The sequence below is a fragment of the Streptomyces sp. NPDC046821 genome, from assembly GCF_040645335.1.
Taxonomy (GTDB): Bacteria; Actinomycetota; Actinomycetes; order Streptomycetales; family Streptomycetaceae; genus Streptomyces.
This window is the reverse complement of sequence record NZ_JBEYYB010000003.1, coordinates 1-26,025: the sequence shown is the minus strand read 5'-3', so window position 1 is coordinate 26,025 and position 26,025 is coordinate 1. Positions and strand designations below refer to the sequence as shown.

The 26,025-nt window shown below is 67.9% G+C and carries 21 protein-coding genes and 5 pseudogenes; 14 read left to right on the top strand and 12 right to left on the bottom strand.

Annotation, left to right across the window (positions count from 1 at the left end):
- Window positions 1–792 precede the first annotated feature (792 nt).
- The 4 genes from ABZ893_RS06640 (at window position 793) to ABZ893_RS06625 (ending at window position 5,339) form a co-directional block, all read left to right on the top strand.
- A complete protein-coding gene (locus tag ABZ893_RS06640; RefSeq protein WP_361397826.1) occupies window positions 793–2,145 on the top strand; it encodes an MFS transporter in 1,353 nt (450 codons plus the stop codon).
- A 40-nt stretch (window positions 2,146–2,185) separates the two neighbouring features.
- Complete coding sequence (locus ABZ893_RS06635) at window positions 2,186–3,571, top strand: amidase (protein WP_361397823.1); 1,386 nt, start codon at window positions 2,186–2,188, stop codon at window positions 3,569–3,571.
- A gap of 121 nt (window positions 3,572–3,692) precedes the next feature.
- On the top strand, window positions 3,693–4,382 hold the full coding sequence (locus tag ABZ893_RS06630; RefSeq protein WP_361397821.1) for an aspartate/glutamate racemase family protein: 690 nt from the start codon (window positions 3,693–3,695) through the stop codon (window positions 4,380–4,382).
- A gap of 192 nt (window positions 4,383–4,574) precedes the next feature.
- Window positions 4,575–5,339, top strand: a complete 765-nt coding sequence (locus tag ABZ893_RS06625; protein ID WP_361397818.1) for a hypothetical protein — start codon at window positions 4,575–4,577, stop codon at window positions 5,337–5,339.
- Between the two features lie 483 nt (window positions 5,340–5,822).
- Here the strand turns inward: ABZ893_RS06625 and ABZ893_RS06620 are convergent, their stop codons facing one another.
- The gene (locus tag ABZ893_RS06620) at window positions 5,823–6,224 is read right to left on the bottom strand and encodes a hypothetical protein (protein WP_361397815.1); all 402 of its coding nucleotides are present in this window, start codon (window positions 6,222–6,224) and stop codon (window positions 5,823–5,825) included.
- A gap of 407 nt (window positions 6,225–6,631) precedes the next feature.
- Window positions 6,632–7,036 (bottom strand): MerR family transcriptional regulator, encoded by a 405-nt coding sequence (locus ABZ893_RS06615; RefSeq protein WP_361397812.1) that lies wholly within the window; start codon window positions 7,034–7,036, stop codon window positions 6,632–6,634.
- 79 nt (window positions 7,037–7,115) lie between these two features.
- Between ABZ893_RS06615 and ABZ893_RS06610 the strand changes: the two genes are divergently transcribed.
- From ABZ893_RS06610 to ABZ893_RS06590, 5 genes and pseudogenes are all read left to right on the top strand, one after another.
- The gene (locus tag ABZ893_RS06610) at window positions 7,116–8,300 is read left to right on the top strand and encodes an MFS transporter (protein WP_361397809.1); all 1,185 of its coding nucleotides are present in this window, start codon (window positions 7,116–7,118) and stop codon (window positions 8,298–8,300) included.
- A 35-nt stretch (window positions 8,301–8,335) separates the two neighbouring features.
- The gene (locus ABZ893_RS06605) at window positions 8,336–9,214 is read left to right on the top strand and encodes an NADP-dependent oxidoreductase (protein ID WP_361397806.1); all 879 of its coding nucleotides are present in this window, start codon (window positions 8,336–8,338) and stop codon (window positions 9,212–9,214) included.
- A 31-nt stretch (window positions 9,215–9,245) separates the two neighbouring features.
- Window positions 9,246–10,091 (top strand): annotated as a pseudogene (locus ABZ893_RS06600) (IS481 family transposase); the annotation flags it as partial.
- A 116-nt stretch (window positions 10,092–10,207) separates the two neighbouring features.
- Window positions 10,208–10,702 (top strand): GNAT family N-acetyltransferase, encoded by a 495-nt coding sequence (locus ABZ893_RS06595; protein WP_361397803.1) that lies wholly within the window; start codon window positions 10,208–10,210, stop codon window positions 10,700–10,702.
- A 43-nt stretch (window positions 10,703–10,745) separates the two neighbouring features.
- Window positions 10,746–11,427: pseudogene (locus tag ABZ893_RS06590) on the top strand (IS701 family transposase); the annotation flags it as partial.
- Between the two features lie 156 nt (window positions 11,428–11,583).
- On the opposite strand, the gene ABZ893_RS06585 reads toward ABZ893_RS06590, so the two are convergent.
- The 5 genes from ABZ893_RS06585 to ABZ893_RS06565 form a co-directional block, all read right to left on the bottom strand.
- On the bottom strand, window positions 11,584–12,081 hold the full coding sequence (locus ABZ893_RS06585; RefSeq protein ID WP_361397800.1) for a MarR family transcriptional regulator: 498 nt from the start codon (window positions 12,079–12,081) through the stop codon (window positions 11,584–11,586).
- 101 nt (window positions 12,082–12,182) lie between these two features.
- The gene (locus ABZ893_RS06580) at window positions 12,183–12,950 is read right to left on the bottom strand and encodes an SDR family oxidoreductase (protein ID WP_361397797.1); all 768 of its coding nucleotides are present in this window, start codon (window positions 12,948–12,950) and stop codon (window positions 12,183–12,185) included.
- A gap of 148 nt (window positions 12,951–13,098) precedes the next feature.
- Entirely contained in the window at window positions 13,099–13,569 is a 471-nt protein-coding gene (locus tag ABZ893_RS06575) for an ester cyclase (protein WP_361397794.1), read from the bottom strand.
- Between the two features lie 104 nt (window positions 13,570–13,673).
- Window positions 13,674–14,717, bottom strand: a complete 1,044-nt coding sequence (locus tag ABZ893_RS06570; protein WP_361397792.1) for an LLM class flavin-dependent oxidoreductase — start codon at window positions 14,715–14,717, stop codon at window positions 13,674–13,676.
- 32 nt (window positions 14,718–14,749) lie between these two features.
- Window positions 14,750–15,400, bottom strand: a complete 651-nt coding sequence (locus tag ABZ893_RS06565) for an NAD(P)-binding domain-containing protein (protein WP_361397789.1) — start codon at window positions 15,398–15,400, stop codon at window positions 14,750–14,752.
- 95 nt (window positions 15,401–15,495) lie between these two features.
- Between ABZ893_RS06565 and ABZ893_RS06560 the strand changes: the two genes are divergently transcribed.
- The gene (locus ABZ893_RS06560; RefSeq protein WP_361397785.1) at window positions 15,496–16,539 is read left to right on the top strand and encodes an LLM class flavin-dependent oxidoreductase; all 1,044 of its coding nucleotides are present in this window, start codon (window positions 15,496–15,498) and stop codon (window positions 16,537–16,539) included.
- Window positions 16,540–16,641: 102 nt separating this feature from the next.
- Here ABZ893_RS06560 and ABZ893_RS06555 read toward each other — a convergent pair whose 3' ends face one another.
- The 3 genes and pseudogenes from ABZ893_RS06555 to ABZ893_RS06545 form a co-directional block, all read right to left on the bottom strand.
- Window positions 16,642–17,205 carry a methyltransferase domain-containing protein gene (locus tag ABZ893_RS06555; protein WP_361397782.1) on the bottom strand — a complete coding sequence of 188 codons (564 nt, stop codon included), beginning with the start codon at window positions 17,203–17,205 and terminating at the stop codon, window positions 16,642–16,644.
- Window positions 17,206–17,681: 476 nt separating this feature from the next.
- Complete coding sequence (locus ABZ893_RS06550) at window positions 17,682–18,272, bottom strand: hypothetical protein (protein ID WP_361397780.1); 591 nt, start codon at window positions 18,270–18,272, stop codon at window positions 17,682–17,684.
- 504 nt (window positions 18,273–18,776) lie between these two features.
- A pseudogene (locus ABZ893_RS06545) lies at window positions 18,777–18,938 on the bottom strand (restriction endonuclease); the annotation flags it as partial.
- A gap of 161 nt (window positions 18,939–19,099) precedes the next feature.
- Between ABZ893_RS06545 and ABZ893_RS06540 the strand changes: the two are divergent.
- Both ABZ893_RS06540 and ABZ893_RS06535 read left to right on the top strand, forming a co-directional pair.
- Window positions 19,100–22,168, top strand: a complete 3,069-nt coding sequence (locus ABZ893_RS06540; RefSeq protein ID WP_361397777.1) for a Tn3 family transposase — start codon at window positions 19,100–19,102, stop codon at window positions 22,166–22,168.
- Between the two features lie 208 nt (window positions 22,169–22,376).
- Window positions 22,377–22,490, top strand: a pseudogene (locus ABZ893_RS06535) (site-specific integrase); the annotation flags it as partial.
- A gap of 41 nt (window positions 22,491–22,531) precedes the next feature.
- Here the strand turns inward: ABZ893_RS06535 and ABZ893_RS06530 are convergent.
- On the bottom strand, window positions 22,532–23,467 hold the full coding sequence (locus ABZ893_RS06530; RefSeq protein ID WP_361397774.1) for a LysR family transcriptional regulator: 936 nt from the start codon (window positions 23,465–23,467) through the stop codon (window positions 22,532–22,534).
- Window positions 23,468–23,603: 136 nt separating this feature from the next.
- On the opposite strand from ABZ893_RS06530, the gene ABZ893_RS06525 reads away from it, so the two are divergent.
- Together ABZ893_RS06525 and ABZ893_RS06520 are read left to right on the top strand one after the other, a co-directional pair.
- Window positions 23,604–24,848, top strand: a complete 1,245-nt coding sequence (locus tag ABZ893_RS06525; RefSeq protein WP_361397770.1) for an MFS transporter — start codon at window positions 23,604–23,606, stop codon at window positions 24,846–24,848.
- A 91-nt stretch (window positions 24,849–24,939) separates the two neighbouring features.
- Window positions 24,940–25,539 (top strand): cysteine hydrolase, encoded by a 600-nt coding sequence (locus tag ABZ893_RS06520; protein ID WP_361397767.1) that lies wholly within the window; start codon window positions 24,940–24,942, stop codon window positions 25,537–25,539.
- A gap of 77 nt (window positions 25,540–25,616) precedes the next feature.
- On the opposite strand, the pseudogene ABZ893_RS06515 reads toward ABZ893_RS06520, so the two are convergent.
- A pseudogene (locus ABZ893_RS06515) lies at window positions 25,617–25,861 on the bottom strand (mannose-1-phosphate guanyltransferase); the annotation flags it as partial.
- Between the last annotated feature and the right edge of the window lie 164 nt (window positions 25,862–26,025).

Below are 26,025 nucleotides of genomic sequence, written 5' to 3'. Positions count from 1 at the left end.
GACCGGCGCGGGATGTGCCCGTCCAGGTCGCGGCGCGCTGCGGGCCGACCGGGGTGGGGATGTGGTGGCAGCGGGAGAACGCGAGTACGTAGCCGAGTGCGCCTGCGCGCAGGGCTTCGCGCATGGGCGGGTGGGCCCGCGACCACTCTGACGCTGCCGACAACGCCACGCACCGGGAGTACTCCCCCCTGATCACCAACGGCCCCTGTACAGCCCGAACCTCGACAAGCACCCGTGCCGAAAATGGGTCGCGTCAGACTTCAATTTCGGGATGATCCCGCCCATTGACGGCGCCGCGCAGCCGGGACTACCGTCATGGGATCCCAAGTTCCTAATTCCTCATGGGTCATCACTTCCGTATCACGGAAGGCTGGAGCACGCGGTGAGGAACGCGGCTCCGGGCCGATGGCCTTCATGTCGGGCTTCGTCAAACCACGGCGGAGCCCCGCCGGCCAGACGCAGCGTGCGTAAACAAGGTGTGTTCCGGAATGGAGCAAGCCTGAGCAGCGCACGGTGATGGGTCGCGGCTTCGCAGTTGTACGTGCTCGTCGACGGTGGTCGGGAGGGGACATGTGACCGCTCGTAGGCGCTGAGACTTCACAGGGATTTTGCCGATCCAGGTCGCCGTCCGACCGGAGAGCCACCTCACCAGGGCACCGGCTGACGCCGCGGACAACGTTGCGCACTCAAGAATCGAGGGACTCGGAAATGGCTGACGCAAGCCCACTACCGCTGCCGGAACACGACAGTCGGCCACACCCGGAGAACGCACGCACCAAGAACGTCGGCGAGGTGCTCGACGAGATCGGGCTAACCCGCGCGCACAAAGTCATCTTGGCCCTGGTCATGATGGGCGGATTCTTCGACGTCTTCGAGCAGGACAGCATCGGCATTGTCGCGCCCGCGCTGAAGTCGACGTGGCACCTGACCAACGGCGACATCGGGCTTCTCAACACCGCTACCTTCATCGCCCTGGTCGTCGGTGGCATTCTCGGTGGCGCGATCGGAGACCTCGCCGGCCGTAAGACGTTGTTCACCTTCAACCTGGCCATCTACAGCGTTGGTGGGCTTCTCTGCGCGCTGTCGCCGAACTACGACGTCCTCCTGGTCGGTCGTGGTGTCGTCGGGCTCGGGCTCGGTGGCGAACTCGCCATCGCCATCACGCTGCTCAGCGAGCTGATGCCGACCTCGTTCCGCGGGTCGGCCGTGTCGATGTTCAACGTCGGCGCCGGCGGCCTCGGCAACCCACTCGCCTTCGCTTACGGATTCGTCTTCATGGGCATGTTCGGGGCCGCACTGGGCGGCAACGCGTACTCATGGCGGTGGTACTACGGCACCTTGGCGCTGCCGGCGCTCCTGGTCCTCTACCTGCGCAGACACCTGCCGGAGACGCCACGGTACCTGGTGGCCAAGGGGAAGATCGATGAGGCGAACAGAGTGCTGTCGGTGCTCGAGTCCGGACGGCTGAATCCCAAGGGGCTGTTGACGCGAGACTTCGTCTCCACGACGGAGAAGCTGGCGAAGGCCCAGAAGGTTCGGCTGGCCGAGGTGGCGAGAGGGAAGCTGGGGAGCGACACGCTCAAGATCAGCCTCGTCACGTGGATGTGCTTCGGCGCGCAACTGGTGGTCCTCACCTTGATGCCGATCATCCTGGTCGATCGTGGGTACAACATCGCGTCCAGCCTGGGCTTCACCTTCGTCATGCAGATGGGCAGCCTGGCCGGGGCCCTCGTCGCGGCACGGCTCACCTCGCGGGTGCCGTTCCGACGGATCGTCACGATCGGAGCGGTGGTCGCGTTCGCGGCCGCCCTCGCGTTCGGATTCCTGTCACGCGGTGTGGTCTCGACGCTGATCCTGGGTGCCGTCTTCCAGTTCTTCGTACTGCTGCTCAACACCACGGTCTGGGCGTGGATACCCAGCCTGTACCCCACCCGGGTGCGCGCCTTCGGCACTTCCTTGGTGGTCAATGTGGGCTCGCTGGCCATGGCCCTGATGCCGCTCCTGGGTGGCAAACTCCTGGACTTCTCGGGCACGGTGTCGGTCTTCATCCTCGTCGCGGTGATGTACGCCGTGGTGGTGTTCCTCGCACCGTTCGTCCCGGAAACGTTCGGCCGGGGGTTGGAGGAGCTGCATGGGGAAGTGTGACCCGGTCGCTGCCACGGGTTCGCCTCCGCGAGGAGGTCGCGTGGACCTCGAGGAGTTGAGCATCGAAGCGGCGCTGGCGTCGATGCGAACCGGGGGGACCGAGGAGACCGGGGGAAGCAGGGGGACCGGGGAGCTCACCGCGGTGGGGCTGGCCGAAGCAATGCTGGCCCGGGCCGCCGAGGTCGAACCGATCGTGCACGCCTATGTGCACCTCGACCCCGATCTCGTCCGCGTTCAGGCCCGGGCAGCCGATCGGCGTCGCGAGGAGGGTGTCCCGCCGGCTCTGAACGGAATCCCGATCGGAGTGAAGGATCTGTTCGAGACCGTCGACCAGCCGACCACCGCGGGTTCCAGGGTTCGGTGGCGTGCAGGAGAGCGCTACGACGCCGAGGCCGTCCGTCGGCTCCGGGCGGCCGGGGCCGTGATTCACGGTAAGCACTGGACCCACGAGTTCGGCTGCGGCCTGGCCACACCCCCGACCCGCTACCCCTGGGATCTCAACCGCTATCCGGGAGGGTCGAGCGTCGGCGGTGGGGTCTCGGTGGCCCTGGGCACCAGTCTTGCGGCGCTCGGCACCGACGGCGCCGGTTCCGTCCGGAAGCCGGCCGCGCTCAATGGTCTCGTCGGCTTGAAGCCAACTCGCGGCGCAGTCCCACTGGTTGGGGTGGTGCCGGGGACGACGTCGCTCGATCACGTGGGGTGGATCACCCGCACCGTCGCGGATTCTCGGCTGCTGTTCGAGACGTTGGCCCGCCCTGGCGGCACACCGCAACCGGGCACGAGGCGGCGAATCGGTGTTCCCCTCAATCTGCTGACATACGTCGAGGCCGGGGTGGCGTCGGCGTTCGAGGACGGCCTCGAAGCGCTCGCGAGCGCAGGGGTGACTGTCGAGTACCTGGATCTGCCCGCGCTCGGTGAGGCTCAGGCCGCTTTCGGCCCGATCCACGCGCATGAGACGTATCGCCTCCATGCACGTCTGCTGGAGACCAGCGGGTCCGCCTATGAGCCGCGCACCCGGGAGTCCTTCGCCACCGGAGCCGGCATCACCGCAAAGGAACTCGCGGAAGCGCGGGCTGCGCGTGACCGGCTGGCGGCATCGGTCCGGTCCGTCATGTTGGATCACGGCCTCGACGCGCTGGCCAGTCCGACGATCCCCGTAGGACCCCGACCGCTCGACGAGGGTGACCTGGGAGCGGCTCTCTCCGAGTACTCCAGCCTGACCATGCCGTTCAATGTGACGGGGCAGCCTGCGATCACGGTGCCGTGCGGGCGCGACGATCGCGGATTCCCGGTCGGGATCCAGTTGGCCGGGGACTGGGGAGCCGAGTCCACGCTCTTTGAACTGGGCACATGGGTCGAGGCGATGTGCCCGCGACCGACCGGTGCGTATGCCCGCCTTGTCTCCGAGGCGGGTTTCCGGGAGTGACGCGGCATCGTGTGGATCGGGCGGTAGCCGGGATCTCACCAGCCACTCCGCAGTTCAACCAAGAATCCAACCGGGAGAGGGGCAGTCCTTGTCGCAAGTCGCTTTGCCGATCGTCCTCGTCGTGAATCCGAACACGAATGAGGGCACGACCACCATGATGGCCGACCTGGGGCGGGCGCATCTCGCACCGATGGGTCTGGCGGTGGAAGGGGTCACCGTCGACCATGGCCCCTCCATGATCGTGGACCCGGAATCGCTCGCGGATGCTGCTGCGCATGTTGTCGATACGGTCCTCCGGCGCCTGGCGGAGCCCACGAGAGGCGCCGTTGTCGCGGTGATTGTCGGGGCGGTGGGCGATCCCGGGCGTTCGGAACTGGCCGCGCAGTTAGACATTCCCGTGGTCGGTATCGGTCAGGCCTCGATCCTGGCGGCGTCAGGCATCGGCCGTCCGTTCGGGATGGCGCCCAGCACCCCGCTGCTCGCCCGCTCGCTTGTGGGGCTCGTCGAGGAGCACGACGGTTCAAAGGCGTTCACCGGGGTGCGGTTCACTCGGTCGGAACCCTTGGTGCTGGCAGCCGATCCCGAGCGGCAGTACCGGGAGTTGGCGGCAGCGGTGCGCGCGTGCGCTGAGGAGGACGGCGCCGAGGCGGTCATCATCGCGGGTGGGCCGCTCAGCGAGTCAGCCCGACGTCTTGCGGCCCTGGACTTCGTCGAGATCGTCGAACCCCTGCCGAGTGCCACTGATCTGGTCATCGACGCGTTGCAGGATCGCGCGACGACAAGCAACTCGCGGCTCCCGACGCGGCTTTGAGCGGGGCGTTCGATTAGCCTCGCCCCTGGGGGCGCCCGGGGCCCTCCGTCGATCGGTCTTTCTCGCAGCGATCACGGAGGGGCGCGGGTGGCCGGGCTGATGTTGTTCGGGCGTACATCAGGGGCGCCAGTGTCAAGTGCACCCCGTGAACCAAAACGTGTGTGCTCCGCGAGCAGGAAACGGAGGGGATCAATGCCGAAGAAGCTGGCTCTGGCCGCACTGTCGGCCACCATGGTGCTGTGCGCGGCTGCCTGCTCCTCCGGCGGAAACAGTGAGCAGGAGGGGAAGCTGCAGGGTGCCGCCGACTACGAGGTCTACTCCAGCATCGAAGACCTGACAACAGCTTCGAGCGCCGCCTATCAAGTCAAGATCGGCAACGAAGTCGGCAGAGAGTGCGACGATGGCGGTGACGCCAAGGGGCATGGAGGAGAACCGACTCCCGGCCCCGAGGACACCGACCCAGAGGACGCCTCTCCCACCCCGCGTGTCAGCCCGCCGCCTCAAGGCAACGAGGGCGGGGAAGCACCGAACGCCGACTGCCTCCCCATGGTCTTCTACAGGGCCACCATCCTGTACGAAATCTATGTCCCTCCCATGAATCAAGGCACCGACCCCGTCGACAGGCAAGAGATCATCATCGGGAATGTCGACACCACCAAGGTTGACCTCGAAAGCACCTCCCCGCTGACGCCAGGTAGCTATGTCGTCATGTACGGAACGGATCTTTCCGTGGCGGAGCACCCTGGAATCACGAGCATCACACAGGACATTTGGACTCCGGTCGGCGGCGACCAGGGAATTCTCGACACGAATGCATCTGGAACCATCGTCACCGCCCGGTCATCCGAACTCAAAACGCTGAAGCATGGGGAATCTCCACACAAGTCAGCCTCCTCCGGGAGATTTACGACCAGTCTCGACGCCTTGAAAGAGGTGGCACAGGCGGTCACCAAGTGACCTGCTGACGCGGGGCCAACGGTGCTGCTCGACGTGGAGCATCGCAAACAATGCGTCGGCTCACCGCCTGACTCGGACTGGGCCCGATTCGGCTTCGACCGCGAGACGTCCGACGGCGGCAAATACGCTCTCGGAGTCTGGCAATGCCTTTGCGGGAACCCCGCGCAAAATCCCCTTCAAGTCAGCAACGCTCCGCGAGCCAGCTCATTTCTCGGTGGCCGAGCGCGCACACATTGGAGTGCGGCACCCGGCACCGGGCCCTGAAGTCAGAGGTCAGGCCACCGGGCCTTCGCCCAGCAGCACGGTTCTGACGACCTGTCGCAAGCACTCGGTAGAGAAGCTCGACAGCGAGGTGCTCCCGAAGCTGCGCATCATGCTCAGCAAAGGAACTGGTTGCCGCCTGACCTAGGGCCGGTCTTGGGCTGCGATCACCGAGCTTTGACCACAACCAAAGACAGACCATCACTTCTCGGCCTGGTGACGTCAGCTCCAGACGTCGTAGTCATTCCACCAGGTGTAGACGCCACCCTTAACCTTGTACACCTTCACGATGTAGTGATGGCCCTCGGGCAGGTCACCGGACTTCCACGGGCTGCAATAGGGGGAGTTGTGGCCAGCGGTAGAGGCGACACGGTCGACCTTACCGCCAACAATCAAGCGGGCTTCGAGACCAATGCCGTCTGGGTAGTCGTCGCACATCTGCAATGAGTCGCCCGGGGTGCCGCTCCACGGGTCACGGTTCCAGAACATCGCCCCGAGATATCTCCCGTTGTCGACAATATCGACGTGGTTGTACTCAGCAGCTGCGGGGGTCGCCACGGCGCCGACCACACCGAGCGCCGCAGCAGCCAGGGCACCGAGACGGAGAAGTGTGCGTGCGGACATGAAGTCTCCTAGCTTTAAAGGCTGAATCGATCAACATCTACCGACGGACGGATTCTTGCATCGATCGGCATGTCAATGCAGAGCTTTTTTCAACTTCTGCCTCCACGTGCCCATTCGGAGTGAATGACTCCGCTGCTTCCTGTACGACGGAATATCGCGACGCCCCTCCCTCAGGCAGGGCGAAGAGCCATCGAATCCCATCTGATTCAAGCCACGATCTGTGCCAAAGGAGTAGGAAATGACGCCCAGTTTCCCCATCTTCCCCACCGGGGACGTCTCCAACGAGGGCTGGACTGTCGTCGCCTCCTCCTACACCTAGGTGTTGCGGGACATGACGTTGTTGACATCGGTGAGAAGCCGGCTGTCCCCGCCATACGGTCAGCGCTGCCCGGGGCAGACGGTGGCAGTCACCGTGCGGATGCGGGAGCCGTCGTTCCGTCGGTCGCGCGTTCAGCGACGTCGGCGGGGGCTGCGGCGATGACGTTGTCGAGCGCGGACCGGGAGATTTCCAGGTCGGTGATGGCCTTGGTGATCCGCTCGCGTTCCTTGAACAGGTCGGCGAGAAGGTCGGAGCAGGTCGGCACCAGGCGCTCGTCCTCGTCGCGCAGGCAGGGCAGGATCGTGGCGATGGTGGCGGTGCTCAGACCGGCGGCGAGCAGGCTGCGGATGCGGCGCACGGTGTCCACGTCCGCCTCGTTGTATTCGCGGTAGCCACTGGGGCGGCGCTCGGGCTGGAGCAGGTGCTGCTCCTCGTAGTAGCGCAGCAGTCGTTCGTGTACGCCGGTTCTGCGGGACAGCTCACCGATCCGCACGTGCTTCTCCTTAGGGATGCTGTGGCGGCGGCAACTCCGCTTGACTCTCACATCGATGTGAGACTCTAGCGTCCCGGGTATGAGTAAAAGCTTCGCCTCGCTCGCCGCCTTGTGTGCGAGCGTCTTCGTTGTCGGAACGTCGGAGTACCTGGTCGCAGGTCTGCTACCCGAGGTGGGTTCGGATCTTCAGGTGTCGCAAGGCACTGCCGGGCAGGCGGTGACCGCCTACGCGCTCGGAGTGGTACTCGGCGGTCCCGTGGTGACCATGGCGACCGCGCGGCTGCCGCGCAAGGGCCTTGCGCTCGGTCTGATGCTGCTGTTCGCCGCGGGCAGCGCACTCAGCGCCCTGGCCTCATCGTTCGAGATGCTGCTGGCAGGGCGGGTGATCTCCTCGCTCAGCCACGCCGCGTTCCTGGCACTGGCACTGGTGATGGCCACGAGCTTGGTGCCCGAGCACAAGACCGGTTCGGCGATTGCCACCGTGGCCTCCGGGTTCACCGTGGCCACATTGCTCGGAGTGCCCTTGGGCTCGCTGCTGGGGAATGCCGCCGGCTGGCGCGCCCCGTTTGCGGTGCTCACCGCGCTCACCCTGGCCGCCGTCGCGTTGCTGGCGCTGGCCCTGCCTGAACAGCAGGCGCCGGCTTCGAGGTTGCGTGACGAGTTGCGGGTGGTGACCCGCAAGCCGGTGCTGCTGGCCATCGCCACGACCGCGGTCGGCTTCTCGGGCGTCGCCGTCGTGTTCACCTACGTCGCGCCACTGCTCACCCGCCTCGCCGGCTTCTCCCCGGCCGCCGTCTCCGCCCTCTTGCTGGCCTACGGCGCCGGCAGCTTCCTGGGCAACCTGGTTGCCGGCAAGCTGACCGACAAGTCCATGTCCGTAACCGTGCGCGGGGTGTTCGGCGGTCTGACCGGCGTGTTGGTGGCCATGCCGTTCGCTGTTGCCTGGCAGCCCACCGCCGTCCTCGCTGTTCTCGTCCTGGGCCTGTTCGCCACCGCCACCATCGCCCCGCTGCAGGGCCTGATCCTGCGCCACGCCGGGGCAGCACCGGCCCTGGCGGTCTCCGTCAACGTCGGCGCGTTCAACCTCGGCGCCGCCGTCGGCTCCGCTCTTGGCGGGCTCCTCGTGGCCGCGGGCGCGCTGCGCTGGACCGGGCTGGCCGGGGCCGTGCTGAGCCTGACCGGTCTGGCCCTGACCTATCTGATTCTGCCCCGCACCCGTACCGCGTCGCGTACCGACAACGCCGCCGTCTCTACCGCCGCTTGAACATCCACCCCTCCCCGGAAGGTCCTCTCTTGACCATGCATGCTGTTCAGATCGACCGCCACGGCGGCCCCGACGCCCTGACCGTCCGCGACATCGCTGTACCCGCCCTCGCCGACGGCGAAGTCCTCATCCGCACTACGGCCAGCAGTCTCAACCCGGTGGACTGGAAGACCCGCGCCTGGCAGGTCGGCCCGCCGTTGCCGGCCACGCTCGGCTGGGACCTGGCCGGCCGTATCGTCGCCAGCACCGACCCGGCCCACGAAGTAGGCCGGCCGGTGGTCGCCATGTCCGCGCAGATCGCCACCGGCCGCGGTGCGTGGGCCGAGCACGTGGCCCTGCCCGGCCATCTGGTGACCGCCGCGCCGGCCACGGTGCCGTTGGCCGACGCAGCGGCTCTGCCCCTGGCCGGGGTGACCGCCCTGCAGGCCCTACGCACCGCCGAGTTGACCGCCGGCGAGCGCATCCTGGTCATCGGCGCGGCCGGGGCGGTCGGCGGCCTGGCCGTCCAACTCGCCCGTCAAACCGGCGCTCAGGTTGATGCTCTGGTCTCCCGCCCCGGACACGAACACGCCGCCCGCGAACTCGGCGCCCAGGAGGTCTGGCACCGCCGCGACGACCTGCCCCACGGCCGCTATCCGGTAATCCTCGACACGGCCGGCATCGACGCAGCTGCCGCCCTCGCCCCCGGCGGACGCTACGTCTCCATCGCCGACCACCCCCTGCCCGACGTACCCGGCGCCCGCAAGAGCTACGTCCAGGAGAACGCCACCGACCTCGCGCACCTCGCCAAGCTCGTCGACACCAACGAACTACACCTACGGATCGCCGACCGCTACCCCTACACCGCCATCCGCGCCGCCCACGAACGCTTCGAAGCCGGCGGCCTGCTCGGCAAGATCCTCATCACCTTCTGAAGCGCATCCCGCCTTGCGCCCATGCTCCGCAATCACTGCCGGAAGACTCCCCTCGCCACACGCCAACGCACCCCAGTCCGTCGAAGGACGCCGTCGCCTCATCGAACGCTGCGAGAGCCGCCCGATCGCCCATGTGGCTGCCGAGATGGGAATCTCCCGGGCCTGCGCCTCCAAGTGGGTCAACCGCTACTGCCGCAACGGTGCACTCGGCCTGATGGACCGGCCGTCAACACCCCGACACCAGCCGACCGCGACCGACCCCGACGTCGCCTCCCGGATCGAGGCGCTCCGCCGTACTCAGAAGTGGTCGGCGTCCCGGATCGCGTTTGAGCTGCGGTCTGCGGGCGTCTCGACCAGTCACGGAACCGTCTCACGGCACCTACTGACCCGAACGGCGAATCGAACCGGGAACCACGGAAGATCAACGCCCGCAGGCCCGGGCACATGGTTCACATCGACGTGAAGAAGGTGGGTCGGATCCCCGACGACGGCGGCCGGCGGGTACACGGGCGTGGAAGCGAACAAGCCAAGAGCGCCGCGCGGCACAAGAAGAAGAATCAACGCGGCGGCTACGTCTACCTCCACTCCGCCGTCGACGGGTTCAGCCGACTCGCCTACACCGAGGCACTCTCCGACGAGAAGGCCGTAACCGCCGTCTTGTTCATGCACAGAGCTCGCGCGTGGTTCGCAGCCCACGGCATACACCGCATCGAAAGGATCGTCACAAATAACGGTGCCTGCTACCGGGCCGACGCCTTCCATCGCCCATCCACTACTCGGCTCACGCCACCAGCGCATCACGCCCTACACGCCCAGACACAACGGCAAGGTAGAGCGCTACAACAGGATCCTCGCCGAGGAATTCCTCCACGCCCGAACCTGACATACGCCTAGTACTCCAGCCGTAGATCGTTATGTGCCCTGCTCTTGGGGCTGTCGGCCACTGGCGGAAACTCAGGTGGCCTCAGCGAACGATCTGGGTAGAGTCGGGCAATGCCCGAGCTGAAGCGGCTGGATGCCGACCACGCCCCGGCGGTCCTGGCCTTCGAGCTGGCGAATCGCACCTACTTCGCTCTCTCGATCTCCGACCGCGGCGACGACTTCTTCGACCAGTTCACCTACCGGTACAACGCCTCGCTGGCCGAGCAGGAGGCCGGCATCTGCGCCTTCTACGTGCTCGTCGCCGAGGACGGCTCGGTACTCGGCAGGTTCAACCTGTACGACTTGGAGGACGGCATTGCCAGACTCGGGTACCGGGTCGCGCAGCAGGTCGCCGGCCGCGGCATGGCGACCACGACCGTCCAGGAGCTTTGCCGGCTGGCGGCCGCGCGGCACGGGCTGCGCACCCTGCGGGCTGCCACCTCCCACGACAATGTTGCGTCCCAGAAGGTGTTGACCAAGGCCGGGTTCGTCCCGGTTGGCCCTGCCACCCCGGCCGATCTCGGCGGCAAGCAAGGCACCTGGTACCAGCGCGACCTTCAGCCGTAGACCGTGATCTTGATGGTGGACCGGGGAGCTGTACATCCCGCGCCGCTGCCGGGCCGCGGGACTGGGCGAGGACACCGCCTTCGCGACCAAGCCGAAACTGGCCGCCCGCATGATCGGCCGGATTCTCGACGCCGGGCACCGCGTGGGCTGGGTCGCAGGCGACGAGGTCTACGGCGGCAACCCGAAGCTGCGCACCGCGTTGGAAGAGTGCCAGGTCGTGCTGCGTGCTCGCCGTCGCCTCCTCACATGAAGTCACCACCAATGCAGGGAAGTTCCGCGCGGATGCCCTGGCCGCGAAGGTGTCCAAGCGGTCCTGGCAGAAGCTGTCGGACGGAGCCGGCGCCAAGGGGCACCGACTCTACGACTGGGCCGTCATCGACCTGGCTGAACCCCGCCCCGGCAGCCGTCAGCTGCTGATCCGCCGCAACCGCAGTACCGGTGAACTCGCCTACTACCGCTGCACCTCACCCGCCCCAGTGTCCCTGGCCTCCCTGATCCGTGTCGCTGCATCAAGGTGGCGAGTGGAGGAGACCTTCCAATCCGGAACGGGCCTGGCCGGACTCGACGAGCACCAAGTCCGCCCCTACACCTCCTGGTCCCGCTGGGTCACCTTGGCCATGCTCGCCCACGCCTTCCTCGCCGTTGTCCGCGCCGACGAACACGCCCGGCACCCCGCACCTGACGGGCTCATCCCGCTCACCTGCAACGAGATCCAGCGACTGTTCAGCAGTCACCAGCCGGCTTCGCTCACGACCGCTCGGGACTGCTCGGTTCAAGCGCACCGTGTGGACCACCGAATTCAATGGCGTCACGCGCTCACGCCATGAGACGGCACCCTCGACGGTCGCCTGCCAGAACCCTCGGCGGGTCCCGGGCGCGGATCATTCCTCGTCGGTCGCGCGCTCCCGGGCGCCGTCGAAGTGCGTACGGACTCGGTCCAGGAGCGTGAAGAGCTGCTCAAGTTCGTCCCGGCTGAGGGCGTCGGCGAAGTAGCGCTTCACTGCCGCGAGGTGGGGGCCGGACGCGTTCCGGAGCGCGTCACGGCCGGCGGGGGTCAGCACGATGAGCGTGCCACGGCCGCCGTCACAGGCTTCGCGTCGGATCAGGCCCAACTTCTCCATCCGGCGCCCGAGATGGTGCGACAGCCGACTGCGCTCCCAGTCGATGGCCTCGGCCAGCTCCGAGGAACGCATGGCGCAGTCTTCGGCTTCGCTGAGCGCCAGCAGTACGGCGTAGTCCCCCGGCGACACACCCACGTCCTGCAGTTCGGCGCCGAGCACCTTGCGCAGGTCCGCGGTCAGGTCGATCAGCGTCCGCCACGTCTTCATCTCGTGCGGCGCCAGGCGTCCGGTGTCGGCGCCGTGCCGATCGGCCTTCATCTGCGGTCCCTCCTGCGGGGTTGACGTGTCAAGGATATCGTCGTGAACTCCGTCGATACGCCGCAGGCAGCGGCCCGAGAGTATCCGCGCGGCGTCGCCCGTCAAAGGCGCGCGACGCCCCCGTCGACCGCCAGCGTCTGCCCCGTCATGAAGCTCGCCGCCTCCGAGGTGAGGTACGAGACCACGCCCATCAGGTCCTCGGGGACACCGACCCGCTTGACCGCCTGGGTCGCCACCACGGCGTCGAAGAGGCCCGCATCCTGCTGGGGACCGGCGAGCGTACCGGGTGTTCGCACCATGCCGGGAGCGATCGCGTTCACCGTGACACCGAAGTCACCGACCTCGGTCGCAAGACTCCGCGTGAAGCCGATCACTCCCCCTTTACTGGCCGCGTAAGTGACGAGCCCGGCCGGCCCCGTGTGGAACGCCGTAGAGGCGACGAAGACGATGCGGCCCCAGCCGTTCGCCTTCATCCAGGGCAAGAATGCGCGCGTGAGGTGGTAGACCGAGTCGAGGTTGACGCCCATGACCTTCCGCCAGGTCGGCCAGTCGGTCTCCTCGAACGGAACGACCGGATAGATGCCCGCGTTGTGGACGAGGATGTCGGCACGTCCGAAGCGCTTCGCGACTGCCGAGGCGAGACGAGCGACGCTCTCGGCGTCGGCGACGTCCGTCTCGACCGAAAGCACCTCTCCGCCGGCCTCGCGGACCAGCTTCTCCGTCTCGTCGGCGGGACCCAGGTCCGCGATGACCACCGCGTGTCCGTCCTGCGCCAGGCGCAATGCGTAAGCCTGACCGATACCGGCGGCACCGCCCGTCACGACCGCGACCTTCCGGTCCGTCCCGCCCCCCTGTGCTGTGCTGTTCATCTCGGAGACCTCTTCCTCACGGAGTTCACTGCTGTACGGGAATCGACGGCGTCGGCCTCATCCGACCGACTGCCGGCAGGCGCCGGGGCTGTGTTCCGCCGGGGCCCGGGCGCGGCCCCGGCGCACTTGTCAGGCAGTGGTGCCGACCTCACTTGTGCGGCACGGGCGCGGCACGACCGGCGGTCGGCACCTCGCCGCTGATCTCCTGAAGGAACCTGCCGAAGTTCCCGTCCGACCAGTGCTCGACCGACTGGCCGTCCACCACACGATCGATGGAGATGCCGCTGAGGTAGACCTCGCGCCCCGACGGCGGGATGCCCAGGATCGTGCCCGTGTGGACGCCGCCGAAGCCCCACCGGGTGACGACCATGTCGCCCTCGGCGAACTGGTCATAGATCTCCATCTTGTAGTTGGAGAGCGACCTGGTGAGCTCGACGTCACCGTCGATCCACACATCGCGCTGGTTCGGACCGTCGAAGCCGTGCAGCACGAGATCCTTCGAGACGTACCGCTCGAAACCCGCGGCCAGATCGCCGTTGTAGGTGGCGTAGAACGCGGCGGCGACCTCCTTCGGCGACATGTGGTCCTGAGTCTCCTCGACGGGCTGGCTGGTGGTCATGTGCCTCACTCCTTCTGGTGTGGAAGGCGCCCGACAGCGCCTTATCGACAAGTCACTACGAGGTGGCGAATGCGCTGGTCACCGGACCGCGCCCGGCAGATCCTTCAGCCGGTGAGCAGCTTGCGCGCCAGCGGTACGACCTCGGTGGCGTACAGCTCGATGTTCGTGCGCAGCCGGTCCTCGGAGAGGCGTCCCATCGCGTACTTGAGGTCGAACCGGCCGGCGTCGAGGGCGCGCACGGTGCGCGCGATCTTCCGGGCGACGGTCTCGGGCGAGCCGACGTACAGCGAGCCCTGCGGGCCGACCTCGTGCAGGAACATTTCCTTCGTCGGGACCGCGAAGCCGCGGACCCGGCTCATCCGGGTGATCATGTCCAGGTAGTGCGGCCAGAACTCCTCGACGGCCTGTTCGTCGGTCGCGGCGATGTGACCGGGCGAGTGGATGCCGATGGGTCGGGCGTCGTACCCGAACTTCGCGACCGCCTGTGTGTAGAGCTGTGCCAGCGGTACGAAGCGGTCCGGCGGGCCGCCGATGATGGCGAGCCGCAGATTGAAGCCGTAACGCGCGGCGCGCACCACGGAGTTGGGGTTGCCGCCGACGCCGACCCACACGGGCAGCGGCTTGTCCAGTTCGGGGACGACCTCCTGGTTGTGCAGCGGCGGCCGCACGGTGCCCTCCCAGGTGACCGGGCCGCCCTTGAGGACCTCGGCGAACAGGTCGAGCTTCTCGTCGAAGAGCACTTCGTAATCGGCGAGGTCGTGCCCGAGCAGCGGGAACGACTCGGTGCTGGAGCCGCGGCCCAACGTCACCTCCGCTCGGCCGCCCGAGATCGCGTTGAGCGTCGAGTAGCGCTGGAAGACGCGAACCGGGTCGTCGGAGCTGAGGACGGTCACCGCGGAGCCGAGCCCGATCCGCTCGGTCCGGGTGGCGATGGCGCCGAGCACGAGGTCGCCGGCCGGCATCGGGAAGTCCGTGGTGTGGTGCTCGCCGATGTTGAAGTGGTCGACGCCGAGCTTGTCGGCGAGCGCACCCTGCTCGACGACCGCGCGGATTGCGTCCCCGTGGGAGAAGGGGCTGCCGTCCGCGGCGCTGGAGATGTCGCCGAAGGTGTCCAGTCCGAAGGTGTAGTCACGAGGCTGATCAGCCATGATGCGCTCCTTGCGCGATTCAGTTGGGAAGGTCAGGCGGCGGCCGGCTGACCGACGAGCGCGGTCAGCTCGGTCCGGCTCAGCGGATTGCCGAAGACGGGCTCGCCGGGCTGGAAGGCGCGGCCGTCGTGCAGCGAGCCGAGGATCACGGGGTCGAAGCCGATCCGGTCGACCAGGGTCGCGACGAGGTCGACCGCCACGGGCTCGTCCCCAGCAACTCCCAGCGCCCGCCGGCCGGGGGCTCCGGAGGGACGCCGGTCCTCCTCGATCTGGTGGTAGCCGAGGTGGTTGAAGGTCTTCACCACAGTCGCGGCGGCCAGGTGCTGCTGCACGATCTCGCTGCTGCTCAGGCCGTCCCGTTCGAAGAACTCCTGGCGGCCGTCGATCGGCTCCCAGTAGTTCATCGCGTCGACGACGGTCTTGCCCGCGAACAGGGCGGGGTCGAGCGTGGAGAAACGGTGCAGCGGCAGCGCCAGCACGACGATGTCGGCGGCCGCGATCGCGTCGGCGGCCCACATCGGCTTCGTCCCCGGCATCACGATGCTCGCGATCAGCTCAAGGTCGGCGGGGCTGCCGGACGCGGCGACGTTCACCTCGTACCCGGCTTCCACGGCGGCACGTGCGAGCACCGAGCCGACCCGGCCCGCGCCGAGGACGGAGATCGTGGGGGCGATGTCGTTCATGGCCGGTCCCTTCACTCAACTCGCTTGTTGACATGTCAACCGTACGGCGGCACGATTGACATGTCAACTAAACAGAACTGACCAGGGAGGAAGCCGTGAGCACCTACACGTTCGGGATCGACAGCTTCGGGGACATCACGGTCGACGAGACCGGCCGGCCCCTGCACGACGCCGAGGCGACCCGCGCACTGGTGGACGAAGGGGTGCTGGCCGAGAGGTCCGGCCTGGACTTCTTCGGCCTCGGCGAGCACCACACCGCGGAGATGCCGCTTTCCGCCCCTGACCTCGTACTGGCCTCGGTCGCGGCCCGGACCTCGACGATCCACCTCGGCTCGGCCGTGACCGTGCTCAGCTCCGACGACCCGGTCCGCGTGTTCCAGCGGTACGCCACGCTGGACGCGCTCTCGTCCGGGCGCGCGGAGGTCATCCTGGGGCGCGGCTCCAGCAAGGAGTCGTTCCCGCTCTTCGGGTACGACCTCGCTGACTACGACGTGCTCTTCGAGGAGAAGCTGGACCTGTTCGCGGAGCTCCGGCGGGAGCAGCCGGTGAAGTGGCACGGAACCGTGCGAGCCGCCCTCGACGGGTTGCCGGTGGTACCGCGTACCGAGTCCGGGTCACTGCCGACCTGGGTCGGCGTCGGAGGCAACCCGGCGTCCGTGGTGCGTACCGCGAAGCACGACCTGAACCTCATGCTCGCGATCATCGGCGGCAACCCGGCCCGGTTCGCCAAGCTCTCCGAGCTGTACCTGGCGAGCCTGGCGAAGAACGGCTTCGCGGAGCGCCCCATCGGGGTGCACTCACCCGGACACGTCGCGGCCACCGACAAGGAGGCGATCGAGCAGTACTGGGAGTACTACCGGACGTACCTGCTCGAAGCCCGCTACGAACGCGGCTTCCCGCCGATCACCCGCGAGTTCTACGAGCACGAGCTCGAGTACGGCTCCCTGTACGTCGGCTCACCGGCCACGGTCGCCTCAAAGGTGGCTCGGACGATGAAGAACCTGCGTGCTTCGCGCTTCGACCTGAAGTACGGGATGGGCCCGATGCCGCACAGCTGGCTGATGGACTCCATCCGGCTGTACGGCACCGAAGTCGTTCCGCGTGTCAGGGAGTTGCTCGGCCGCGCAGAAGAAGCCTGACCCACGGCTCGCACCGGTCCCGGTCGCGCTGCATTCGCGATGCACGCCGCGCCGAACGGTCGCTCGGCGCCGAACGCTCGCAACTAGCCGGGCGACGGGCACTCAGGTCGTGGGGTCCTCAAGCAGCGGGAGCGTGCTCCAAGCCGTCACTGCGGTCGGCATGACGACCACCGCGTCCGTCTCCGCGGCTTCGGTGCGCATCCGGTTGAGCAGGGTGTCGATGTCGCCGATGGTCGCTACGCGGTCGCCGGCGTCGGCGTTTCCGGGCAGGGCCGCCTGGGACAGCGCGCGGTAGGTCTGGGCGACGAGAGGGAGAACGGTGTCGTGTTCGGCGCCACCCATCGGTGCCGTCGCCGACAGACCGGGCACGGCCAGGCCCGCCCGGCGGAAGAGGCCGTGTAGGCGCACCCCCGTTCCGAGGCTGCTGCCGTTCACCGTGAGGGCGGCGGCAATGGCCTGGAGGACGGCGCCGGTGAGCGGGATGTGAGGTTCCACGCGAAGCGGGAAGTTGTCGAAGTCCTGGAAGACGATGAGTCCGCCGGGTCGTACGAGCCTGGACAGACGGCGCAGCGCCGTCACCGGGTCGGGAACGTGGCCCAGGACCAGACGACCGATGACGGCGTCCACCGGTCCCCCGAGGTCGACGTCGACGTCGGGCAGTGTCATCGGACGGAACATCACCGTCGCCTCGCCGCCTCGCCGCCGCAGGAGAGGGCTAGGACGGGATCAGGGTGATGTCGTGGATGTCCAGGACGTAGGTGTCGTCGCTCGCGTCCTCCACAAGGCGGATGCTCATGTCACTCATCCTTTAGCGTGGCGGGTGGGGAAGGTGCGGTTCACCTGTTCGGGTGTGCCCGGTCACCGGTGAAGCAGGGGTGCTGTTGCCCGGGCCCTCGTGTCAACGGGGCGTGGTGGGGCGGGAGTCGTCCGGTGGGTGAGCCGGCGAGGCGGGCAAAGGGCACCTTCGAGGAGGCGCGCGGGGCCTGCTGGCCGCCTCTAATATGGAGTGGCAGAACCCCGGCCCGATTACGGCGGGCCGGGGTTCTCCGTCATGCGATGCGTCCTGCGGTCCCCGGCCCGATTACGGCGGGCCGGGGTTCTGCGTCATGCGGCGTGTCGTGCGGTGGTGCGCTGGTTGCGAATCACCAGTCGCGCTCGTCGCCCCTGTGGTTGTTGATGACGCGGAAGCTGCCGGCTACCCCGTCCCAGACGTGCACGCCCTTGGTGCGGCCGGGGTGGACCCCGTCGCTGGAGCTGTGGGGGCCGACGGTGGCGATGGGGGCGCCGTTGTCGCAGGTCACTCCGCGGAAGACCTCGACGGTCCTGCGGCTGTCGTTGCGGATGTTCAGGCTCTTGGAGCCCAGGCCGCTGACCACGGTCATGCAGCCGCCAGGCTGAGCGGAGTAGGACCGCTCGTTGATGTGGATCCAGCCCTCATCGAATTCCCTGCCGCGGCGGTCGTTGCGCTCGTTGCGCTCGTTGCCCTTGCCGCGGTCGTTGCCCTCGTTGCCCTTGCCTCGGTCGTTGCCCTCGTTGCCCTTGCCGCCGCCGTCGCCGCCCATGGGCGCCGGGGCGACCTGCGCGGCGGCGGGCGCCGGGGCGCCGTGCGCGGCGGCGGGGGCCGTCTGGACCTGCGGAGCGGGAGCGGCGGTGGCGTAGGTGATGCCGACCGCGGTCAGCGATGCGGCGGCAGCGACGGCCGCGGTAGCGACGCGGGAACGGGTCATGATCATGGGTGGTTCTCCTGTTCTCACCGAGAGATCGGCTCGGTAGCCGACCCGTGACTGAACGTACGCAGACTCCCCAGGGCTGTCATTTCGGGCGGAGCGGGAGCGCTGCTTCCAGAGAGCCGATCGGGGTAGGCAGTGCACCCGATCGCCATGCCGCGCGTAACTGATGATCTGTCAAAATAATATCTAGTATTGGCAATTGACTTTCTATTAACCCTTCAAGGTGATCTCCTGATGCCAGCTCACCCTGACCGCGGGAACTTTCGGCGCGTCGTTACTTGACATACGGGACGCGGCGGTCGTCGCAGGGCTGTGCGCGGGCGGCGGCACTGTGACGGGCACCGCTGCGCGGTGCGGCATTCGTCCGGGCCCGCACCGGTAGCCGACGCGACCTCGACAAGGACGTCGTCGAGCGCTGACCGCCGCGAGCACACAAAGGGCGCCCGCAGTCATTGGAGCTGGCTGCGGGCACCCTTTCGCGCTGTATGCCTTGAGGGCCCGAGGCCCCTACCTCAGTCGAGGGGGTTTCCGCGGCGGCGGGACGGCAGGGAGGACCTCCCACAACGGGCGCCGACCGCGGGCCCACTGCTCAAGCACGCGCCGGTCGACCAGGTCCAGCTGCCGGCTGCGGGCGAAGTCGCGGGCAGGCTGTGAGATCCGCCCGTTGGTGGGCGGAGGAGATGCGCGTGATAGCCGCCACTTCACAGCAGAGCGTGACGCTCAAATACGGTGAGTGTGCGTACGCTCCGTGATCTGACCCTGGCCCCGCTACCGGGATCGTCGCTGTTTATGGTGGCCGCTGTCAGGCGGTCGGGCGTGGGGCGGTTGGTGTGGCGTCGCTGGAGCGGACGGCGTATCCGAGGTTCAAGAGGCTGATCTCGGAACGGGAGTTGCGGGAGTACTTCACGCCGTCGGCGGAGGAGACGGCGTGGGCTCGTGAACGTACGCATGACCGCCCGGGCCGGGTCTTGGCGCTGCTGGTGATGCTGAAGTCCGCCGCGCGGCTGGGCCGTGTCCCCAAGATTGGGGAGATACCCGAGGTGGTCGTGGCCCATGTACACGATCAGGCGGGGCTCACCGCGGGGACGGTTCCAGAGGCGGATTCCGAGCGGAGTGAGGAGCGCTACCGGTCGGCCGTACGTGACCGGCTGGAGCTGAAGTACCAGCCAGGTGAGGCCCGCGCGGTCGCGGAGGCGGCGATGCGGGTGGCGGCGCCGGTGAAGGCGCATACCGCGGACCTGGTGAATGTGGCGTTGGAGGAGCTGGTCCGGCAGAAGGAGCGGCTGGAGCTGCCCGCATTTTCCACCCTGGACCGGATGGCTTCTCGTATCCGTTCCGAGGTGGAAGCCTCGCAGTGCGAGGCGATCGTCGCGCGCATGAGTGATGCGGCTCGGGAGCGGGTCGCGGGCATGCTGGAGGTCGTCGAGGGCGAGTACCAGAGCCTGTTCGCGTGGATCAAGCAGCCCGCCCGGCGGGCGACGTGGTCGCGGTTCAGGGCCCATGCGGAGCGGATGGAGAGGGTGGACGGGCTGGGGGATGCCGTCTTCTGGGTGGGGAAGACACCGTCGGCGAAGGTGGCCGCGCTGGCCGAGCAGGCGAGGGTGCTGTCGGTGGGCGAGATGAAGGACATCGCCGAGCCCCGCCGCACCGCGATGACCGTGTGCCTGCTCGCGCAGGTGCAGGCGGCGGTGCGGGACGAGACCGTGGTGATGCTCTCCAAGCGCCTGTCCCGGCACCTCAAGCGGGCCCAGGAAGAGCTGCTGGAGATCGAGAAGCGGCAGAAGGAGACCACCGAGCAGCTCCTGACCACCTTCCGGGACGTGCTGACCGCCCTGCGCGGCAGCGGCGAGGCCGCTGTCGGCGGGTGGGAGGGGGAGGCGTCGCTGGATGACCTGCTGGCGCTGAAGGACGCCCGGGCTGCCATCGAGGCGGCCGGCGGGTTCGAAGCCCAACTGGCGGAGCTGGAGGCCCTGGACGCCTACCGGGGCAGCAACTACACGGCACTGGTAGAGCGCTTCTTCAAGCCGGACCGGCCGACCATGTTCAAGATCGCCCGCCGTCTGTCGTTCACCGCGACCTCGACCGACCGCAGCGTGCTGGACTCGCTGGACCACGTCCTCGCCTACCAGCACCTCACCCGGCCCCTCGTGGCGGACACCCATCCCACCCGCAAGGACAAGAACGGGGAGTCGGTACGGCTGGACCTGTCGTTCGCGCCGAAGATGTGGCTGAAGACCGTCTACTCCCGTGAACAGCCGGGGATGCTGGTCCGCCGCCATTTCGAGGCCATGGTGTTCGCCTGCCTCGTGGAGGAGCTGCGCTGTGGCGACGTCGCCGTGATCGGCGCCGAGGACTACGGTGACTGGACCCGTATGCTCTTGCCCTGGGAGCAGTGCGAGCCCAAGCTCGCGGGCTTCTGCGAGCAGGCCGGCCTCCCGGCCACCGCGAGCGAGTTCACGGTTCGGCTGCGCGAGCGGCTCACCATGATCGCCGAAACCGTGGACGCCGGCTATCCGGACAACAAGGACCTCACCATCGACCTGGTCACCGGCGTCCCCTCTCTTGCCGTACGCAGAGCAGGCGAGCGCACCGCCTCCGCGGAGAAGCTGGAAGAAGCTCTCTCCGAGCGTCTTCCAGCCCGCAGTGTGCTGGAACATCTGGCGCGGGCGGCGCACTGGACGGACTGGTGGAAACGGCCCGGCCCCCGCTCGGGCAGCGAGCCGAAACTCAAGGAACCCCTGCCGCGCTACGTGACCACCGCGTTCGTCTACGGCTCCGGGCTCGGCCCCGCCCAGGCCGTGCGCCACATGCGGGGCAGCGTGACGGCGCACGAGCTCGGCGCGATCGCAAAGCGCCACTTCACCCTCCCGGTCCTCAACCGGTGCGGGGCCGATATTGTCAACGCCCACATCGGCCTGGACTTGACGGCGGCGTGGGGTGACGGGTCGGTGGCGGCGGTGGACGGCACCATGATGGACACCGTCATCGACAACCTCCTCGCCGAGACCTCGATCCGCTACGGCGGCTACGGCGGGATCGCCCACCATCTCGTCTCCGACACCTACGTCGCGCTCTTCTCCCGGTTCATCCCCTGCGGGGTCTGGGAGGCGGTCTACCTCATCGACTCGCTCCTTGCCAACGTCGCGGAGGTCAAGCCAGACACCGTGCATGCCGACACCCAGGGCCAGTCCTTCCCTGTCTTTGGACTCGCCCACCTGCTCGGCATCGACCTGCTGCCGCGGATACGCAACTTCCAGGACCTCACCTTCCACCGTCCCGACCCGCAGGCGCGCTACCAGCACATCGACGCGTTGTTCTCCGCTGATCCGCGTACCTGCATCGACTGGCAGCTCATCGAGAACGGATGGAGAGACCTCATGCAGGTCGGCCTGTCGGTACGGGAAGGCGCCGTGTCCTCCATCACCCTCCTACGGCGCTTGAACAACCACTCCCACAAGAACCAGATCTACAAGGTCTTCCGCGAGGTCGGCCGCGCCGTCCGGACGATCGTCCTGCTCCGCTATCTCTCGGATCCACAACTTCGGGAGCAGATCACCAGAGCGACCAACAAGGCCGAGGCCTACAACGGGTACACGAAGTGGCTGCACTTCGGCGGCGACGGCTACCTGCGCTCCCGCGATCCCGAACTCCAGGAGAAGGCAGTCAAGTTCCTCGACCTGATGGCCAGCAGCATCATCTTCTCCACCACCGTCGACATGACCGATGCACTGCGGCAGATGACCACCCAAGGCTGGGAGCCGAACCCCGACGACATCGCCGCGCTCAGCCCGCACCGCAGGGACAACGTGCTCCGCTTCGGCGACTACGACACCGCCACCCTCCACATCCCACCCGGCCCGTATGACAGCACCCTGCGCCTACGCGCGAATGTCGTGTGACCGGGGCGTGGACCTGCAGGCGTCAGACGGGCTCAAGGAAAGTCGGGTTGCCATGCCTGCATCGCAGGTCGAACGATGGCGCCTGGTGACGAAAGCAGGAAAGAAACCTATGTCACCTCCCTGATGGACGCGCTGGGCTGAGCCAAGGCGGTCCGGGGCGCGGCCCCGACCTCATCGTCGCAACCGGCCTGACGGCATCGAACAAAGGATGACGAAGTCCCGGCACAAGAAGCCGGAGAACGTCCGCCGCTGCCTCAAGCCCTCCCCGGAGGCGATCTCCGAGCTGACCAGCCTGCTCGCCCCCGGCGACGACCGCCGTTGACCGCCTACGCAGGGCAGGGCTGGCCCGCAGGGGCGGGGCGTTCAGCGCGGAATCACCCAGCCCGGTGCCCAGGTCCCGGCGGCGTCGTGGCCGGCCGTCGTGGCGGCGAGGTAGGTGCGGAGGGTGGCCAGCGCCGGGTGGGGGTTGTCGCGGTGCCAGAGGAGCGAGTGCGGGTAGACGGGCGTCGGGTCGGTCACCGGGATGCGGCGCAGGCCGTGGTCGGCGGGCCAGATGAGGCGGGTGGGCTCGCCGATGAAGGTGGCAAGGGCTGGTGTGTCGGCGATGGTGTCGAGGAGGGCGTCGGTGCCGAAGTTGGGGCCGGTGGCCTCGATGGTGAGGCCGAACTCGGCGACGAGGCCGTCGTAGTAGGCGGCCCACTCGGTGCCGGGGGCGATGCCGGGCATCCAGATCCGGTGTCCGACGAGTTGGGCGAGGGTCACCGACTGGGCGCCTGCCAGCGCGTGGGCCGGGCCGGTGAGGAGTTGGAGCGGCTCGTCGAGCACCCGGACGGAGGCGATGTCCTCGGGAAGGGGGCGGCCGGGCGCGGCGACGGCGCGGAAGGACGCGTCGATCGCACCGGAGCGAATGGCAGTGACGGCCGTCTCGATGTCGAACAGCATCATCACGTCTAGGTCGATCTCGGGGTGTGCCCGGTGGAAGCCGCGCATCAGGCCCGACTGCGCGCTGCGCGAGGCGAGCACGTCGACGCGCAGAGGACGGCGGCCGGGGCGCACGGACGCGCCCGCGCGGTCGGCGACGCGCAGCAGCTCGCGTGCGTGGGGCAGGAACGCCTGCCCGTCGATGGTGAGCTCAGCGCCGCGTGCGGCACGGGTGAACAAGCGCACGCCGAGGGTGCGCTCCAGCGTGGCGATGCGTTTGGAGACGGCCTGCTGGGTGATCGACAGGTCGTCGGCGGCTTTCTGGAACTGGCCCGCTTCCACGACAGCAACAAAGGTACGTACTGCTTCGAGATCCATGCCGACCCACCTTAGTGAACAACTGATTGTTGTGGATTGCTGGCGGAGCAGTTGTTTGACCTGCTGTTGTCCTGCCCGCTTATCTCTCATTGGTCAACGTCAGTTTGTTCGGGACCTCAAGGGGAGTGCGCTGAGCATGGTGGGCAGGAGACGGTTGGGCCGGCAGTTCGGCTGGCTGTGGGCGTCATATGCGGTGAGCGCATATGGGTCCGGGCTGGGGTTCGGGGCGTTGCCGCTGATCGCCGTGCTGGTGCTGCATGCCGGACCCGCTGAGGTGTCCGCGCTGTCCGCGGTGGGGCCTGCGGTGGGTGCGCTGATCGCGGTGCCGCTCGCGCCGTGGGTGGAGTTCCGGCGCAAGCGCCCGGTCATGATCATGATGGACCTGGCCCGGTTTGCGGCCATGGCGACGATCCCCGTCGCCTACGCCTTCGGATGGCTCAGTTTCGTCCAACTGCTCGTGGTCTCGGCCGTGGTCGCCGCAGCCAAGATCGCCTTCAACGCAGCCAGCGGCGCCTACCTCAAGGCCCTCGTCCGACCGGATGACCTGCTCGTCGCCAACGCACGGTTCGAGTCCACGAACTGGAGCTCCATCGCAGTGGGGCCACCGCTGGGCGGGGCGGCGATCGGCCTGTTCGGGCCGGTCACGACCGTGGTGGCCGACGCGCTCAGCTACCTGCTCTCCGCGTTGGGCATCACCGCGATCCGCAGCCAGGAAGAAGCACCGCGAACGACCGACAAGGGCCCGGTCCGGGCGGGCGCACTGTTCGACGGCTGGCGACACATCATGGGCCACCCCGGTCTGCGGCCTCTCTACCTCAACCAAATGCTCGTCGGCGGTCTGATCATGGCCACCGAGCCGCTGCTGGCCGTACTCCTGCTTCGCCAGCTCGGGTTCCCACCCTGGCAGTACGCCCTCGCCTTCGCCGGCCCCTGCCTCGGCGGACTCATCGGCTCCCGGCTGGCCCGCCGTGTCGTGGCACGCTTCGGCCGGCACTGGGTCTTCCGGACCGTCGGCACCCTGCGCGCCATCTGGCTGATCGGCCTGGCCTTTGTCCGTCCCGGCGTCGTCGGACTCGTCACCGTGATGGCCGTCGAGCTGGCCATCATCATCAACATGAGCCTGTACAGCCCGGCGCTCGCCACCTATCGGCTCGAACACACCCCCAAGCATCTCGTCGCCCGCACCCTGTCGGCCTGGTCGATCGGCCAGCAGGCGTCCATCGCCGTCCTCACCGCACTCGCCGGGCTACTCGCCGACGTCACCAGCCCACGTACCGCTCTCACGGTCGCAGGACTGCTCATCCTGACCACACCGCTCCTGCTTCCCCGACAGGACCAGACGTCGCAACACGAGCCGGAACTGTCCCGCAGCCACTCATGAGGCACCACAACCTGCCACCCGCAGGCCGCAGCCGGTCCGCCAGCGCGTATCCGCGTCGACCAGGCACACCACCAGCAAGGAGAACACTCGCGTGAACACTGCCCCCGCGCTTGACCCCGCCCACACCGCTCTTCTCGTCATGGACTACCAGCCCGCGATCCTGGCCTTTGTGCCCGAAGGTGAGGACCGAAACGCGCTGCTCGGTCGGGTGGAAGGGGCCATCGCCGACGTTCGCGCACATGGCGGCACCATCGCCTACGTACGCGTCGGCTTCACCGATGCCGACTGGGACGCGATCCCGGCCTCCAACAAGTCCTTCGCCCCGCTGGCCCAACACCGCGTCATGCACCACGAGGACCCTGCCACCGCCATCCACGAGCGCCTGGCTCCCCAGGACGGCGACATCGTCGTGCGCAAGATCCGCTACGGCGGCATGTCCACCACCGACCTCGACCAGCAACTACGCGAGCGCGGCATCACCACTCTGGTCGTCTCCGGCGTCAGCACCAGCGGCGCCGTCCTGTCCACCGTCATCGACGCGGCCGACCGCGACTACCAGCTCTACGTCCTGTCCGACGGAGTGGCCGACCCAGACACCGAAGTCCACAACGTCCTGCTCCACCATGTCTTTCCCTCACGGGCCCACATGATCGACACCACCGAGCTGCACACCCTGCTCCGGGCTGACTGACTCAAACCAGGAACCGATCCCACCCACGGCCGCCGCACCCACCCGGTATATGGCGGCCGCTCAGACGCCCGTGCCGGCCGCGCGAAGATCCTGTCCAGCTTCCGCTGACCGGCCTGCGACAGATCGGCTCTGACCGTCGAAGAACATGATGTCGACGGAGTCCGGCACACCCGGGGGACGTCCTGATCATGATGCCGCCCGCGCTGCCCCGCGCGATCTGCTGCCGGGCGACCGGCAACGGCACGTTCTCCAGGTCACGTACGTCGATGGCCTCAGCAGCACCCCGGAGCTTCACCGCTGCCACTCATAGCCGCCGCGACCTCAGGTTGCGCTACGGATCCCGGCACACTACAAGCCGGTGACCCCGCCTGCCATCACTCTGTGTACTCGCTAGGCGGCAGACACCCCCAGTAACAGGCCCGTGGGCTTTGGAGGAGATATCCGCGAAGCGGCCCCCGCGGGGGCCGCTTCGCGGATATCTCCTCC

What these genes read in the sequence shown, in the direction of transcription:
- ABZ893_RS06605 (WP_361397806.1), top strand. Translation starts at nt 8,336, where the DNA reads ATGCATGCTGTTCAGATCGACCGCCACGGCGGCCCCGACGCCCTGACC.
- ABZ893_RS06575 (WP_361397794.1), bottom strand. Translation starts at nt 13,569, where the DNA reads ATGACCACCAGCCAGCCCGTCGAGGAGACTCAGGACCACATGTCGCCG.
- ABZ893_RS06580 (WP_361397797.1), bottom strand. Translation starts at nt 12,950, where the DNA reads ATGAACAGCACAGCACAGGGGGGCGGGACGGACCGGAAGGTCGCGGTC.
- ABZ893_RS06525 (WP_361397770.1), top strand. Translation starts at nt 23,604, where the DNA reads ATGGTGGGCAGGAGACGGTTGGGCCGGCAGTTCGGCTGGCTGTGGGCG.
- ABZ893_RS06555 (WP_361397782.1), bottom strand. Translation starts at nt 17,205, where the DNA reads ATGACACTGCCCGACGTCGACGTCGACCTCGGGGGACCGGTGGACGCC.
- ABZ893_RS06595 (WP_361397803.1), top strand. Translation starts at nt 10,208, where the DNA reads ATGCCCGAGCTGAAGCGGCTGGATGCCGACCACGCCCCGGCGGTCCTG.
- ABZ893_RS06570 (WP_361397792.1), bottom strand. Translation starts at nt 14,717, where the DNA reads ATGGCTGATCAGCCTCGTGACTACACCTTCGGACTGGACACCTTCGGC.
- ABZ893_RS06550 (WP_361397780.1), bottom strand. Translation starts at nt 18,272, where the DNA reads ATGATCATGACCCGTTCCCGCGTCGCTACCGCGGCCGTCGCTGCCGCC.
- ABZ893_RS06585 (WP_361397800.1), bottom strand. Translation starts at nt 12,081, where the DNA reads ATGAAGGCCGATCGGCACGGCGCCGACACCGGACGCCTGGCGCCGCAC.
- ABZ893_RS06530 (WP_361397774.1), bottom strand. Translation starts at nt 23,467, where the DNA reads ATGGATCTCGAAGCAGTACGTACCTTTGTTGCTGTCGTGGAAGCGGGC.
- ABZ893_RS06610 (WP_361397809.1), top strand. Translation starts at nt 7,116, where the DNA reads ATGAGTAAAAGCTTCGCCTCGCTCGCCGCCTTGTGTGCGAGCGTCTTC.
- ABZ893_RS06620 (WP_361397815.1), bottom strand. Translation starts at nt 6,224, where the DNA reads ATGTCCGCACGCACACTTCTCCGTCTCGGTGCCCTGGCTGCTGCGGCG.
- ABZ893_RS06625 (WP_361397818.1), top strand. Translation starts at nt 4,575, where the DNA reads ATGCCGAAGAAGCTGGCTCTGGCCGCACTGTCGGCCACCATGGTGCTG.
- ABZ893_RS06565 (WP_361397789.1), bottom strand. Translation starts at nt 15,400, where the DNA reads ATGAACGACATCGCCCCCACGATCTCCGTCCTCGGCGCGGGCCGGGTC.